The organism is Streptomyces sp. LUP47B (assembly GCF_001746295.1).
Taxonomy (GTDB): Bacteria; Actinomycetota; Actinomycetes; order Streptomycetales; family Streptomycetaceae; genus Streptomyces.
Genome location: NZ_MJAH01000026.1, coordinates 70536 through 85390, shown reverse-complemented (window position 1 = coordinate 85390; position 14855 = coordinate 70536). Strand labels below are relative to the sequence as shown.

11 protein-coding genes and 1 pseudogene are annotated in these 14855 nt (G+C 71.2%); 7 read left to right on the top strand and 5 right to left on the bottom strand.

Translation table 11 applies throughout. From position 1 onward, the window contains the following. From BFN33_RS53750 to BFN33_RS45650, 4 genes and pseudogenes are all read right to left on the bottom strand, one after another. Window positions 1–548, bottom strand: a pseudogene (locus BFN33_RS53750) (AMP-binding protein); the annotation flags it as partial. 1 nt (window position 549) lies between these two features. Beyond that, window positions 550–2919 (bottom strand): AMP-binding protein (locus BFN33_RS45660; RefSeq protein ID WP_218109081.1); only part of this gene is annotated, 2370 nt, incomplete at its 3' end. 1 nt (window position 2920) lies between these two features. Continuing rightward, the gene (locus tag BFN33_RS45655; protein ID WP_079141373.1) at window positions 2921–3220 is read right to left on the bottom strand and encodes an acyl carrier protein; all 300 of its coding nucleotides are present in this window, start codon (window positions 3218–3220) and stop codon (window positions 2921–2923) included. A gap of 90 nt (window positions 3221–3310) precedes the next feature. Beyond that, a complete protein-coding gene (locus BFN33_RS45650) occupies window positions 3311–5041 on the bottom strand; it encodes a fatty acyl-AMP ligase (protein WP_256123052.1) in 1731 nt (576 codons plus the stop codon). 368 nt (window positions 5042–5409) lie between these two features. Between BFN33_RS45650 and BFN33_RS45645 the strand changes: the two genes are divergently transcribed. The 7 genes from BFN33_RS45645 (at window position 5410) to BFN33_RS45615 (ending at window position 13921) form a co-directional block, all read left to right on the top strand. Beyond that, a complete protein-coding gene (locus BFN33_RS45645) occupies window positions 5410–7002 on the top strand; it encodes a tryptophan halogenase family protein (protein ID WP_079141372.1) in 1593 nt (530 codons plus the stop codon). Then, on the top strand, window positions 6999–8285 hold the full coding sequence (locus BFN33_RS45640) for a cation:proton antiporter (protein WP_069766132.1): 1287 nt from the start codon (window positions 6999–7001) through the stop codon (window positions 8283–8285). The genes BFN33_RS45645 and BFN33_RS45640 overlap by 4 nt, the downstream gene beginning before the upstream one ends. Further along, window positions 8282–8842 (top strand): flavin reductase family protein, encoded by a 561-nt coding sequence (locus BFN33_RS45635; RefSeq protein WP_069766131.1) that lies wholly within the window; start codon window positions 8282–8284, stop codon window positions 8840–8842. The genes BFN33_RS45640 and BFN33_RS45635 overlap by 4 nt, the downstream gene beginning before the upstream one ends. Then, window positions 8839–9822, top strand: coding sequence for an ABC transporter ATP-binding protein (locus BFN33_RS45630; RefSeq protein WP_069766130.1), 984 nt, complete (start codon window positions 8839–8841; stop codon window positions 9820–9822). The genes BFN33_RS45635 and BFN33_RS45630 overlap by 4 nt, the downstream gene beginning before the upstream one ends. Next, window positions 9819–10664 (top strand): ABC transporter permease, encoded by an 846-nt coding sequence (locus BFN33_RS45625; protein WP_079141371.1) that lies wholly within the window; start codon window positions 9819–9821, stop codon window positions 10662–10664. The genes BFN33_RS45630 and BFN33_RS45625 overlap by 4 nt, the downstream gene beginning before the upstream one ends. A gap of 81 nt (window positions 10665–10745) precedes the next feature. Beyond that, a complete protein-coding gene (locus tag BFN33_RS45620) occupies window positions 10746–11492 on the top strand; it encodes an ABC transporter ATP-binding protein (RefSeq protein ID WP_069766129.1) in 747 nt (248 codons plus the stop codon). Further along, entirely contained in the window at window positions 11486–13921 is a 2436-nt protein-coding gene (locus tag BFN33_RS45615) for an FtsX-like permease family protein (protein ID WP_069766128.1), read from the top strand. The genes BFN33_RS45620 and BFN33_RS45615 overlap by 7 nt, the downstream gene beginning before the upstream one ends. Window positions 13922–13984: 63 nt before the next feature. On the opposite strand, the gene BFN33_RS45610 is transcribed toward BFN33_RS45615, so the two are convergent. Next, a complete protein-coding gene (locus BFN33_RS45610; RefSeq protein WP_256123051.1) occupies window positions 13985–14854 on the bottom strand; it encodes a sugar phosphate isomerase/epimerase in 870 nt (289 codons plus the stop codon). Window position 14855 lies beyond the last annotated feature (1 nt).

Sequence of the window (14855 nt, the reverse complement as noted above, 5' to 3'; positions counted from 1 at the left end):
ACCAACCGCCGATCCCCCGGCCGGTCCTCCCGCACCACCACCACACCCTGCGCGACCGCCTCATGCGCCGCCAGCACCGCCTCGACCTCACCCAGCTCGACACGGAAACCCCGCACCTTCACCTGATCGTCGACCCGGCCCACAAACTCCAACACCCCACCGGCAGACCACCGCACCACATCACCCGTGCGATACATCCGCTCACCCGCACCCCCGAACGGATCCGCCACAAACCGCTCCGCCGTCAACGCCGGCCGCCGCAGATACCCACGCGCCAACCCCGCACCCGCGACGTACAACTCACCCGCCACACCCACCGGAACCGGCCGCAACGCACCATCCAGCACGAACACCCGCGTGTTGCGGAAGGGACGACCCACCGGCACGGCGCCGTCGGGCACGGGGGCGCCAGGCGGGATGCGGTGGTCGAGGCAGTTGACGGTCGCCTCGGTCGGGCCGTATGCGTTGTAGACCACGGCGTCCGGGTGGCGAGCCCGCCAGCGCTCGAGCGCCGGGCCGAAGAGCGCCTCGCCGCCCAGGACGAGGCANCTCACCCGCCACACCCACCGGAACCGGCCGCAACGCACCATCCAGCACGAACACCCGCGTGTTGCGGAAGGGACGACCCACCGGCACGGCGCCGTCGGGCACGGGGGCGCCAGGCGGGATGCGGTGGTCGAGGCAGTTGACGGTCGCCTCGGTCGGGCCGTATGCGTTGTAGACCACGGCGTCCGGGTGGCGAGCCCGCCAGCGCTCGAGCGCCGGGCCGAAGAGCGCCTCGCCGCCCAGGACGAGGCAGCTGTCGGGAGAGGCCTCGTCGGGCAGCGCGAGCAGCATCTCCAGATGGCTGGGCGTCACCTTCATGAAGGACGGCCGCCCGGTGCCGAGCAGGGCCTCCTCGGTGAGCTCCGCGATGCGTACGCAGCCTCCGCTGATCAACGGCGTGTAGAGCGCGGTCACCGTGAGGTCGAAGGTGACGGGAGAGTGCAGCAGCGAGGTTCCGGCGGCCGCGGGGTACTCCTCGCGGGCCCGCAGGACGTAGTCCGTGAGCGCCCGGTGTTCGACCACGACGCCCTTGGGGCGGCCGGTCGAGCCGGAGGTGTAGATGACGTACGCCGGATGGTGCGGCAGGACCGTCACGGCCGGTGCACCGTCGTGGGGGCCCTCGGGTGTGCCATCGGTGATCGGTTCGTCGAGCAGGATCCGCTCGGTCGGCGTGCGGGGCAGCCGGGGCGCGACACCGCTGTCCGTGAGGAGCAGAACGGGCCGGGCCTCTTCCAAGACGGCGGCGATGCGCGCCTCGGGATGGTCCGGGTCCAGGGGCACATAGGCGGCCCCGGACTTCAGCACCGCGAGCAGCGCCACCACGAGGTCGGTGCCGCGGGGCAGGGCGAGGGCGACGAGCGTTTCGGGACGGGCACCGCGGGCGACGAGGGTGCGGGCCAGCCTGTCGGAGCGCGCGTCGAGCTCGGCGTACGAGAGCACGGTGCCCTCGCACTCGACCGCGGGCTCGTCCGGAGTGAGCGCCGCCTGTTCGGTGAAGAGGCGGGGCAGCGGATCGGAGGGGACCTCGACCGTCCGGCCGTTCCAGTCGGTGAGCAGGCGTCGGCGCTCTTCGGGCTGGAGGAGTTCCGTGCGCCCGAGGGGCTGGTCGGTGTGGGTGAGCAGCCGGTCCAGGAAGCCGAGGAACCGGTCGCGGTGACCGTCGAGGTCGGCCTCCGTGTACAGCGCGGGGTTGGCGTCAAAGTCGACACGCATACCGCCGGCCGTGTCGGCGGTGGCGTACACGTGCACCGACAGGTCCTTGACACGGCCGGTGGACAGCTGGCGCGCCACCGCCCGGCGGTCACCGAAGCGCACCGACTGGTCGAAGGTCACGGCGTTCACGACGGGGCCGCCGAGCCCGGTGGAGCCGGAGCGGCCCAGCTCGCCGTGGAGTTCCTCGCCCCGGTAGTTCTGGTGCGCTACGGCCGTCAGCACGCGGGGCGCGACCTCGTCGAGCAGTCGGGTGAAGGAGGTCTCCGGCCGGACGGGAACGCGCAGCGTCACCTCGTTGGAGAGCATGGCCGGGGTCGTCAGGGCGGCCCGGCCGCTACGGGCGGCGACCGGCAGGCCCAGCAGGATGTCCTCCTGCGAGGTCAGCCGGTGCAGGTAGGCGGCCATGGCGGCGATGACGACGACCGGCCAGCGCGTACGCGCGCGGCGTGCGGCCTCCCGTACGGCCGTCACACGCCGTTCGTCGAGCCAGACGGTGCTGCGCAGGGCACCGTGCGCCGCCGGGGCGGAGCGCCCGGTCGGGCTGGTGGGGTCGGGCCGGTCCGCGAACTCCCCCAGGTGGTGGGCGCGGTCGCGGGCGTAGGCGGCGGACTCGCGGTACGCGGCCTCGGCCCGCAGGACGTCGTCCAGCGCGCCGAAGGGGGTCGGTGCGGGCGTCCGGTCCTCCGTCAAGGCCGTGTAGAGCTCCGCGACGCGCCGGCAGTACAGGGTCTGCCCCCAGCCGTCCAGCACGATGTGGTGATAGCGGAGGTAGAAGGTGTACCGGTCGTCCGCCGTGCGGAGCAGGGCATGCACGGCCAGCGGGTCGCGGGAGGGGTCCGCAGGCGTTTCCAGGTCGGCGCCCATCCAGCTCTCGGCGGCGCCCGCCGGGTCGTCCTCGTGCCGCAGGTCGACGGTGTGGAAGGGCAGTTCGTCGTCCGTGGGGGTCTGCCACAGGCCGTCGGCGTCCTCGGTGAAGCGCATCCGGACGGTCTCGGCCTCGACGGACGTCCGGCTGACCGCGCTGCGCAGGGCGGCGGCGTCGACGGGACCGTCGAGGTCGAAGCACACGCCGCAGTTGTAGAGCGGCTGTCCGGGCTGCAGTTGCTGGGCCACCCAGACACCGAGCTGGGCGGCGGTTGCGGTTCGGCCCGCCTCACGCACCTCAAACACCTTCGGCCCGCCCCTTCTCGAGTTCGCCCAGTACGAAGTCGACGAGTTCGCCGATCGTCTGGTGCTCCAGTGCCACGGTCGGCTCCAGCGCGATGCCGAGCCCGTCCTCCAGGTCCGCGGCGAGGGTCACCGCGTACAGCGAGTCCAGCCCGTACTCGGCCAGCGGCACGTCCGGCAGGACCTCCGACCGCGGCAGCCGGGCCTGCTCGGCCACGCGCACCACGACCCACTGCCGCAGCGCGTCCGCGGATCGCGGAAGACGAGCGTCCTGAACGCTTTCGGGCATGGTCATGTCGGGCCAGCTCCTCTCCACAGCCCGGTCCAACGGGCAGGGATCACAGGGAATGGGGAGTGGTGCGAGGGACAGCGGATGCCGTCCCTGTCAGTCGGCGTACTCGGGCCGCAGTTCTCCGGCGAGGCAGAGCCGGCGCATCTCCGCGCGCTGGATCTTGCCGCTGGTGGTGCGCCGCACCTGGCCGCGGCGGAGCAGCAGCACGCCCCCGACGCGCACGCCGAACTCCTCGACGACCGTCCGGCGGATCCCGGCGGCCAGCGCCCGCAGTGCGGCGGCGTCCGGTCGGCCGGCCACCTCGTGGGTGATCACGAGGGCCTCCTCGGTCTCCTCCTCGCCGTCCGCCCGGGCCGGCAGCGGAGCGGTGAACACCGCTCCCACGGAGCCGAGTTCGGCATGCCGGGTCCGCAGCTCGTGCTCGATGTCCTGCGGGTAGAGATTGCGGCCGCGCAGGATGAGGGTCTCCTTCAGGCGGCCCGTCACGAAGAGTTCGCCGTCCCGGACGATGCCGAGGTCCCCGGTGCGCAGATAGCCGGCGTCGCCGTCGGCGGTGCGTGCCGCGAAGGTCGCGCGGGTGGCGGACTCGTTGCGCCAGTAACCGCGGGCCACGCTGTCGCCGCGCAGCCAGATCTCGCCCACCCGCCCGGCGGGCAGCACCTGGCGGGTTCCGGGGTCGACGACCCGGACATCGAAGTCGGGGGCCCGGCCGTTGCCGAGCAGCTCCCTGCTCTGGGTGGGGAAGGGCACCTCGCGGAACTCGTGCCGGGCCAGGAGTTCTGTGTCGACGCGGGCGACGGCGGGCTCCCGGTGAGCCGCTCCCGAGACGAAGACGGTGGCCTCGGCCAGCCCGTAACAGGGCGACGGCGCCTCGGGGTTCAGTCCCGCGGAGGAGAACCGCTTCACGAACCGGGCCACGGTCGCGGCGTGCACCGGTTCCGAACCGTTGACCGCATGGGTCCAGCGGGACAGGTCGAGCCGGGCGATCTGCTCGTCGCTCACCCGGCGGCAGCACAGCTCGTAGGCGAAGTCGGGCGCCGCCGACCAGCCGATGTCATAGCGGTCAATCATGCGCAGCCACTGGTAGGGGCGCTTGATGAAGGTGATCGGGCTGAGCAGTGCGCAGGTGCTGCCCAGGAAGAGCGCGGGCAGGGTCTGCGCCATCAGGCCCATGTCGTGGTAGTGCGGGGCCCAGCCGCCGAAGCGGGTGTGCTCGTCGATGTCCAGCGCGCGGTACAGGGCCGAGGCGTTGGCGAGCAGGTTGCCGTGGCTGACCATGACCCCTTTGGGGTCACCGGTCGAGCCCGAGGTGTACTGGAGCAGGGCGATCGTGTCGTGGTCCTGGGCCGGCTCCCGCCAGTTGTCGGGGTCGGCCCACTCCCCCGCGTCTGTGGCCAGCAGGTCCAGCGGGGGCAGCTGTTCACCGTTCAGCCAGTCGGCGACGGCCGACCGGTTCGCCGCGTCCGTGAGGACGGCCGTCACCTCTGCGTCCGTCGCGATGCCCCGCAGCCGCCGGCGCTCATGGCCGAAGGAACCGGGCAGCGGCGCCGGTACGGCCACCATCCCGGCGTAGAGGCAGCCGACGAACGCGGTGATGAACTCCACCGGCGGGTACAGCAGCAGGATGCGGGACCCGGATGGATACCGGTGCTGCAGTTCGGCGGCGATGCGGCGGGCCTCGGCGTCGAACTCCGCGTAGGAGTGGTGCAGGGCCTCACCGCTGTCCGCGTCGCGGACCTGGATGACGGCGTCCTGGCCGGGCCTTTCCCGGACATGACGGCGTATCGCTTCCACTGCGTTCGATATCTCACTGAGGCTGATCACGATACGCCGTTTCCTCCGTTGCGATAATTCACGTCACAGGACCACGACCGGCGGTCTTTCCGAATTCATCTCGGACATCGACCCGGTGAAGCTATACCGCTTCTCGCAGCCCGTCAAGCAACTGATTCCAGCGGCCTCCTTATTACTCTGCGACGCCTCGGGCGATCTGCGTCTTTAGGTGCCCGCTTAACCATAGTGACCTTGCCGTCGGTGCCCTGATAGCCTGCTTCAAGTCTTCCCGAGCTGGACATTCGCGCAGCTCAGAGGCGGCCAGTGATTCAGAAATCGCTGCCTGAATATACCGCCACGGAAATTCAATGGCTCCACATTCTCGATTCGCAGCGGCAAGCCGAGACAGAGGATGGAAGATGGCTAAGAGCGTAGTCGTAGTAGGCGGCGGAACCGCCGGCTGGATGACTGCTTCATATCTGCGGGCCGCTTTCGGCGACCGCGTCGACGTCACCCTCGTGGAATCCAAGAACGTATCGTCGATCGGCGTCGGCGAGGCAACGTTCAGCACGGTCCGGCACTTCTTCGACTACCTCGGCCTCGATGAGCGCGAGTGGATGCCGGAGTGCCAGGCCACGTACAAGCTGGCGATCCGCTTCGAGAACTGGCGAGAGAAGGGGAAGCACTTCTACCACCCCTTCGAGCGGCTGCGCGTGGTGGACGGCTTCCCGCTCACCGACTGGTGGCTGCACACCAAGCCGGGTGACCGCTTCGACAAGGACTGCTTCCTGATCGCCTCGCTGTGCGACGCCAAGAGCTCGCCCCGCTACCTCGACGGCGCCCTGTTCGAGCAGGACTTCGCAGAGGACGGCGGCGACGGCCGCACCTTCCGTACGACGCTCACCGAGCAGAGCACGCAGTTCCCGTACGCGTACCACTTCGACGCCACGCTGCTCGCCAAGTACCTCACCAAGTACTCCACGGACCGCGGGGTGCGGCACGTGCTCGACGACGTCCTCGATGTCTGCCTCGACGAACGCGGCTGGATCAGCCATGTGGTGACCAAGGAGCACGGGGAGCTGCACGGCGACCTGTTCGTCGACTGCACCGGCTTCCGCGGAATGCTGCTCAACCAGGCGCTGAGCGAGCCGTTCCAGTCGTACCAGGACACGCTGCCCAACGACAGCGCGGTGGCGCTGCGGGTCCCCGTGGACATGGCCGAGCGGGGCCTGCGCCCGTGCACCACGGCCACCGCCCAGGACGCCGGCTGGATCTGGACCATCCCGTTGTTCGGTCGCATCGGCACCGGTTACGTGTACGCGAGTGACTACACCACGCCCGAGGAGGCCGAGCGCACCCTGCGCGAGTTCGTCGGGCCGGAGGCCGCGGACCTGGAGGCCAACCACATCAGGATGCGCATCGGGCGCAGCGAGCGCTCCTGGGTGAACAACTGCGTCGCGGTGGGCCTGTCCAGCGGCTTTGTGGAGCCGCTGGAATCCACCGGCATCTTCTTCATCCAGAACGCCATCGAGCAGCTGGTCAAGCACTTCCCGGGCGCGGGCGAGGCCGACTGGAGCACACTGCGCCACTCCTACAACCGCCAGGTCGGCCATGTCATGGACGGCGTGCGGGAGTTCCTGGTGCTGCACTACTACGCGGCTGCCCGGGACGACAACCAGTACTGGAAGGACACCAAGACCCGCCCGCTGCCCGACGGCCTTGCCGAGCGCATCGAGCAGTGGCAGGCCAAGCTCCCGGACACCGAGTCGGTCTTCCCGTACTACCACGGCTTCGAGCCGTACTCGTACACCGCGATGCTGCTCGGACTCGGTGGGGTGCCGGTTCAGGCGCCGCCGACCCTGGCGTTGTTCGACGACAGTGCCGCCACGAAGGAGCTGCAGCTCGTGCGCGACCAGGCCGAACAGCTCGTCAGTCGGCTTCCCTCGCAGTACGAGTACTTCGCACACCTGCATGGGTTGCCCCCGGAGCAGCGCAGCACCAGGGTCCGATGAGCCTTCCGCATTGGCCGGCCCTCACCGGCCATGTCACCCTGGCCGTGCTCGTGGTGCTGGCCGGTGCGCGGCTCGCGCAGCTGCTCGCGCGGCGGGCCCGTCAGCCCGCCGTGGTCGCCGAGATCGCCCTGGGCATGATCGCCGGGCCGCTGCTGCTGCGGCTCGGTGGCGCGGGCACCGCGGACGTGCTGGTGCCCGCCGACGTCCACACCTGGCTCGACCACGTCGGGCACGCCGGACTCGCCCTGTTCCTGGTCGGGGTGGGCCACGAGCTCAGAAGCCCGTCCCCGGCGGTCAGGGGCCGCTCGATCGTCACGACGACCGCGGGGGCGCTGCTCGTCCCGCTGGCCTGCGGCGGTCTCCTCGCCCTGTGGGTACTGGCGGACGACGAACCGGCCCTGCGCGGCGACGCTCCGGCACCGGCGCTGTTCCTGCTGCTCGCCGTGGGGCTCTCCGTCACGGCCGTCCCCGTCCTCGCCCGCATCCTCGTGGCGCGTGGGGTGCTGGACAGCGTGGTCGGACGGCTGGCGATGGCCTCGGCGGTGGTGATCGACGCGGTCGCGTGGATCCTGCTCGCCGTCGCCGTGGCGCTGGCCTCCGACGGCTCGAAGGACGTTCCCCTGCTGATTTTGGTGATGTCCGTCGCGGCCGCCGCGTTCGTGGCGTTGCGCATGGCACTGGGCGGCGGGCCGGCCTCCCGGCTGGCGGCCGCCCGCCCGCGCGCGACGGTCGCCGGCCTCGCTGTGCTCGCGGCCGGCGCCGGAGCCGCCCTGCGCCACTGGGAGCTGCCGGACATCCTCGGGGCGCTGCTGATCGGCGTCGCCGTCCCGGCCGACGGCCCGGACGGGGCGTGGTCCCGTGCCGTGCGCACCGTCTCGGGAAGCGGCCGCACGCTGGTGCCGGTCTTCTTCGTGACGACGGGACTGACGGTGTTCACCCGGGAGTTCGACGGGCTGCCGTGGGCCGCGATGGCCATGGCCGTCTTGTTGGCTGTCTTCGGCAAGCTCTCGGGCACGTACGCGGGCGCCCGGCTCGGCGGGGAGTCGCACTGGGACGGATTACGCCTGGGCGTGCTGCTCAACACCCGGGGCCTGACCGAACTCGTGGTGCTCCAGGCCGGGCTCAGCGCGGGGATCGTCACCGCCGACCTCTTCCTCGCCCTGGTGGTGATGACGCTCGTGACCACGGCGATGACCGGCCCCGTGTACGCCCTCGTCGAGGCCAGAGCCGCACGCGGCAGTGGCCCGGCGGTCCCGCGGAAGAAGGAGATGGCTCCGCCATGACAGAACCTCTGCTCGATTCCCCCCAGGCGTCCGGGACGGCGCCCCCCGCAGCCCCGGACTTCCGTGCCCTGATGTCGACCTTTCCGACGGGCGTCGCCGTGGTGACCACCGTCGGGCCGGACGGCCGCCCCTGGGGCATGACGTGTTCCTCGGTCACCAGCATCACCACCGACCCGCCCACGCTGCTGGTCAGCCTGCGCCACGGCAGCCCGACCCTGACCGCGCTGCAGCAGTGTTCCGCCTTCGCGGTGAACCTGCTGCACCAGCACGGCCGGCCGGCCGCCGAACTGTTCTCCTCGGGCGACCCGGACCGCTTCGACCAGGTCGCCTGGCGGGGCGGCGACGGTCTGGGCGGTCCCCATCTGGTCGACGACGCCCACGCGGTCGCGGACTGCCGGGTGGACCGGACCGTCTCCGTCGGCGACCACATGGTGGTCTTCGGCGAGGTGCTCCGGATCGAGAGGCACCAGCCCGCCGCTCCCCGCCCGCTGCTCTACGGACTGCGTCAGTACCGGTCGTGGTCCGCCGCCGACCCGTCCGAAGGGGACAGCCAGTGACCACAGCCGTCGAGGTGCACCAGTTGGTCAAGCGCTATCCCCGCCGGGACGTGAAGGCCGTGGACGGACTGTCGTTCACCGTGTCGCCCGGCGAGGTGTTCGGGCTCCTGGGCCCGAACGGGGCGGGCAAGACCACCACCGTGGGAGTGCTCACCACCCGGGTCCGGGCCACCAGCGGCACCGTGCGGGTGGCGGGTGTCGACGTGCGCCGTGATCCGGTGACGGCACGGGCGCAGTTGGCCGTCGTGCCCCAGGGCAGCAATCTGGACCGGGATCTGACGCCTCGCCAGAACCTGCTGTTCCACGCCGCCTACCACGGCTTCTCCCGGGCCAGACGCCGGGCCCGCGCCGCCGAGCTGCTCGACGAGTTCGGGCTGACGGAGCAGGCCGACGTCAAGGTCGACTGGTACTCGGGGGGCATGGCGCAACGCCTGATGATCGCGCGGGCGTTGATGCACGAACCCCGGGTCCTGTTCCTCGACGAACCGACCACCGGCCTCGATCCGCAGGCGCGCCTGTTCGTCTGGGAGCGGGTCCGCACCCTGCGCGAGCGGGGCGTGACGGTGGTGCTGACCACGCACGACATGAAGGAGGCGGCCGACCTGTCCGACCGGGTCGGCATCGTGGACCACGGGCGGCTGCTCGCGCTCGACACCCCGGAGGTCCTCACCCGCGGCGTCACCGGCCACTCCGTCATGGAGATCACGACGGTGCTCGGCGCGATGGACACCGCCGACGAACTGCTCGCGGCGCTGACCGCGCTGGACGACGTCGAGCGCGGCGAGCGGATCGCGGACGGCCCACGGGACCGGCCCGACAGCGTGCTGCTGCGGCTCTACCTCGCCAAGGAACCGGCGACCCTGCTGGCCCCCGTCGTCGCCGTCCTTGACGCCCGCTCCGCCGTACTGGCCGACGTCCACCTCGGCGAACCAAGCCTGGAAGACGTTTTCATCGAGCTCACCGGAAGAGGACTGCGATGACCACAGCGCAACATACGGCAGCATCCGACAACGCCGGCCGGCGGAGCCTGGAGACGTCCAGGCTCCGCCGGCCGTCCGTTGCCCGGGTGTTCCTCGCCATTCTCTGGCGCGACACCTTCGTGACCGGCAAGGAGTTCGGGCTCCTGCTGGTCCAGATCGCGCTCACCCCCCTGTTCATGCTGTTCATCTTCGCCAAGGTGCTGGGCACGCTGAACTACGTACGGCCGGAGTTCGGCGACCTGCTGCTGCCCGGCATCGCCGCGCTGGCCGCCTTCCTGACGGCGTTGCAGAGCGTCGCCTACCCCCTGGTGATGGAGTTCGGGGTCACCAAGGAGATGGAGGACCGGCTGCTGGCTCCGCTGCCGGTGTACATGGTGGCGGTCGAGAAGCTGCTCATGTCCATGGTGCGCGGGATCATCGCCTCGGCGTGCGTCTTCCCGATGGGGGCGCTGGTGCTGGGCGGTGCGCCCTGGCGTGCGTCCGGTGTGCCGCTGCTCCTCGCCGTGCTCGCCCTGGGCTCCTGGGCCGGCGCCGCTATCGGCATCACGGTCGGCACGCTCGTCCCCCCGCACCGGATCAGCATCATGTTCGCGGTCATCATGGCGCCGCTGATGTTCACGGGCGCCACCCAGTATCCGCTGGTGTCCCTGGACGAGATCGGCTGGTTCCAGGTGATCAGCGCCCTCAACCCGCTGACGTACGTCTCGGAGGGGATGCGGGCCGCCCTCGTGCCGTCCATCCCCCATGTCGATCCGTGGCTGTGCGTCCTGGCCCTGACCGGCTACGGGCTGCTGTTCACGACCGCGGGCATCATCGCCTTCCGGCACCGGGCGCAGAAGTGAGCGGGAATTACAGCTGGGTCTACCCCAGGTCTCCAGTCAGCGCCCCTGCGGCGGACCACCTGCACAAGGTTGGCTTTGACCATGACGAATTCGACTGACACCGTCCAACTGTGGTCCGTGACCAAGCAGTACGGCTCGGGGACGCAGACCGTCACCGCGCTGGACAATGTCACCACCACGTTCGCCCGCGGCACCTTCACCGCGGTGATGGGTCCCTCCGGATCGGGCAAGTCCACGCTGCTGCACTGCGCGGCCGGTCTGGACCGAGTCACCGACGGCAAGGTGATCATCGATGACACCGACCTGAGCGATCTCGACGAGACCGCGCTCACCCTGCTGCGGCGTGACAGCGTCGGCTTCGTCTTCCAGGCCTTCAACCTCGTCTCGGCGCTCACCGCGGAGCAGAACGTCGCCCTGCCGCTGCGCCTGGCCGGGCGCAGGCCGGACCGCAAGGACCTGATCGCGGCCCTCACCGAGGTGGGCCTGGGTCACCGCGGCCCGCACCGCCCCAGCGAGCTCTCCGGCGGTGAACAGCAGCGGGTGGCCATCGCCCGGGCCCTGATCACCCGCCCTGCCGTGCTCTTCGCCGACGAGCCCACCGGCGCCCTCGACACCAAGACGTCCCGTGACGTATTGGCGCTGCTGCGCGGCGTCGTCGACCGCCACCAGCAGACGGTGGTCATGGTCACCCACGACCCGGCGGCCGCCGCCTACGCGGACCGGGTGCTGTTGCTCGCCGACGGCCGGATCGTGGACGAGCTGCGCGGCCGCAGCACCGTCGACACGATCGCCGCCCGCATGGCCGCTCTGGAGGCTGTCGCATGCTGAGTCTCGCCACCATCCGCCAGCGCTGGGTGTCCTTCATCGGGACCTTCACCGCTCTGTGCCTCGGCGTGACCATCCTGTGCATGACCGCGCTGGTACTCGCCTCGGCGAGCCCCGAGGCGCCCAAGCGCTACGCGGGCACCGAAGTACTGGTGCAGAGCCCCGGAGCCGACCAGTCGGACGGCACCTTCACCGAGAACCTGCCGTGGTCGCCCGAGAGCACCGACGAGCTGGTCACGGAGCTGAAGTCGGTGCCGGGCGTGTCCGCGGCGGTGCCCGACCGCTCCTTCTACGCCCAGGCCGTGGTCGCCGGCCATCCGGTGGACGACCCGGGCTCGGAGCTGCGGGGTCACCCCTGGGCCAGCGCCGCCCTGGCGCCGGACCGGTTGACCGCGGGGCACGCCCCGCGCGCGGCCGACGAGGTCGTCCTGGGCACGTCCCTGGGGCTCGCCCCCGGTGCCTCGGTGACGCTGCTCACCGCCAAGGGGCCCGCCGCGTACAAGGTCTCCGGCACGGTCGCCTCCGACGCCTTCTACCTCACGGAGGCCGTCGCCGCGCCGCTGTCCGGCGGTGTACGGGTCATCGGCCTGGTCACCGAGAAGGGCGCGGACGCCGCCGCGGTGGCGAGCGCCGCCGAGAAGGTGGTGGGCGAGAAGGGCAAGGTGGTCTCCGGCAGTTCCCTGAAGGACCTGGAGGCCAAGACCGCGGCGAAGACCCGCTGGATCGGCATGCAGATCCTGATCGCCATGGCGGGACTGACCGCGTTCGTCTCCATCTTCGTGGTCGCCTCGACCTTCGCCTTCAGCATCGTGCAGCGGCGCCGTGAGTTCGGTCTGCTGCGCACCATCGGCGCCACCCCGCGCCAGATCCGCCGCATGATGTACGGCGAGGCGCTCGGAGTCGGCGTGGTCGCGGCGGCCACCGGGCTGGTCCTGGGCTCGCTGCTCGCCCCGGTGCTCGGCTCCCTGCTGGTGGACGGTGGCCTGGAGCCGGCCGGCTTCACCGTGCGCATGCAGGCACTCCCGCTGTTCGGCTCCTTCGCGCTCGGCCTGTTGGTCGCTCTGGTCGGCGTGTGGTCGGCGTCTCGGCGTGCGGCCCGGATCGCCCCGCTGGAGGCGCTGCGCGAAGCCGCGCTGGAGAAGCGGCCGATGACGCGCGGGCGGTGGATCGGCGCGATCGGCTTCACGGTGTTCGGACTGATCCTGGTCCTCGTCGCGGCCGGCAGCTCCTCGGACGAGATGATCAACAACGCCCTGTACGCGGCGATGGCCCTGATCGTGGGTCTGACGCTGTTCGCCCCCGCGGTCGTCCCGCTGGTCGTCAAGGCCGTCTGGTGGCCGCTGGGCCGACTGCGCGGAGCCACCAGCATGGTCGCCAGGGAGAGTTCGCTCACGGCGGTCCGGCGCACCGCGTCGACGGCGGCACCGGTGCTGGTCACGGTCGGCTTCGCCGTCCTGATCGCCGGCATGTTCCAGATCAAGGCCAGTGGTTACGCCCTGGAGGAGACCGTCCGGCAGGACGCGACGTCCGTGGTCACCCCCAAGGGCACCCCGGGCCTCTCGGACGCCGCGGTCTCCACGGTGTCCGGCGGGGCGTCACTCCTGCCCACGGAGCTCTATGTGGGCGGGTCCAACCACATCGGGGCGATGGGTGTGAGCGAGGGCGCCTTCGAGAAGGCGCGGGAGAAGATGACCGTCAAGTCCGGCTCCCTGGACGGCCTGCGGGACGAGGACACCATGGTCGTGCGGTCCTCGACCGCGGCCTGGCTCGGCTGGACCGCCGGGCGGACCGTGCCCGTCACGTTCGAGGACGGCAGGACGGAGAAGGTCAGGGTGGTCGCGGAGATCACCGACGACTCGTCGACGGCGAGCGTGCTGCTCACCCGAGCCGCGGTGCGCGCGCACTCCCCCTCCGCACTCACCCAGGTCGTGTACGCGTCCGGCTCGCAGCGGCCCGAGGTGTCACCCGCGCTCGGCGCGGAGGCACTGAGCGCGTCCGACTACGCGGCGCGCACGGATGCCGAGGACGACCGGCTGGTCCAGATCTTCCTCGTCATCCTGATCGGGATGTCGCTCGGCTACACCTGCCTCGCGATCGCCAACACGCTGATGATGGCCACCGCCGACCGGGCCGGGGACTTCGCGGTGCTGCGGCTGTCGGGGGCGACCCGGCGACAGGTGCTGCGGGTCGTCGCCGCCGAGTCGGCGCTCTCCGTGGGCATCGGCGCCGGGCTCGGACTGGGCATCGCGCTGGTCACCCTGCTCGGCATCAGGTCGGGACTCTCCTCACAGCTCGGCACCCAGGTCAATCTCAACCTGCCCTGGTCGACGATGCTGCTGACGGTCGGACTGTGCCTGGCCCTGGCGCTGGTCTCCAGCGTGCTGCCGGCCCGCATGGCGCTCCGTAGGACCGGCGCCCGGTCCGCTGCCTGAGGGGCCCCAAGGCTGGTGCCCCGGGACGCGCACACCCCCGTCGCGCCCCGGGGCACCGTTCGTTCAGCGCCTCGCGCCGGCGGGGGACGACGGGGCCAGGGCCGCGCGCAGCGCGTCGATGGCCCGTGCGGCGACCTGCGGTGCGGCATGGCTGTGCCGGGGCAGTTCCACGGCGGCGATCCCGGAGTAGCCGATCTCCCGCAGCGCGGCCAGTGTGCCGCGCAGATCCAGCTCGCCCGCGCCGAATTCGAGGTGCTCATGGATTCCCGGCCGCATGTCGTCCAACTGCACGTTGACGAGCAGGCCGCCGGCGCGGCGCACACAAGCCGCCGCGTCGACCGACTCGACCGCGACACAGTGGCCGACGTCCAGGCTGACGCCCAGCAGATCCGGGTCGCCCAGCTCCGCGCGCAGGGCCAGCGCCTGCTCGAGGTGCTGGACGAACATGCCGGGCTCCGGCTCCAGACCGAGCGGCACCCTGTACCGCTCGCACTCGGCCAGCACCGCGCCGACTCCCGACTTCATACGCTGCCACGCCAGGGCCGCATCGACACCGGAGGGCCTTATGCCCGACCAGAACGAGACGCAGTCCGCGTCGAGTTCGGCCGCGACGCGCACCGCGCGGCGCAGGAAGTCGACCCGGGCGGCGGGCTCGTCGCACACCAGCGTGGGGTGGTGCTTGCGTCGCGGGTCGAGCAGGTATCGGGCGCCCGTCTCCACCACACAGCGCAGGCCGAGCGCGGACAACAGCCGGGCGACACGCGCCGCCTCGGCCGCCGCGCCTGGCGCGAACGGGTCGAGGTGGGCGTGGTCGAGGGTGAGTGCCACCGCCGTGTATCCGAGGTCGGCGATGGTGCGCAGGGCATCGTCCAAGCGGTGGTTGGCGAAGCCGTTGGTGCCGTATCCGAGCCGCAGGGGCTCCGCTTCGATCACG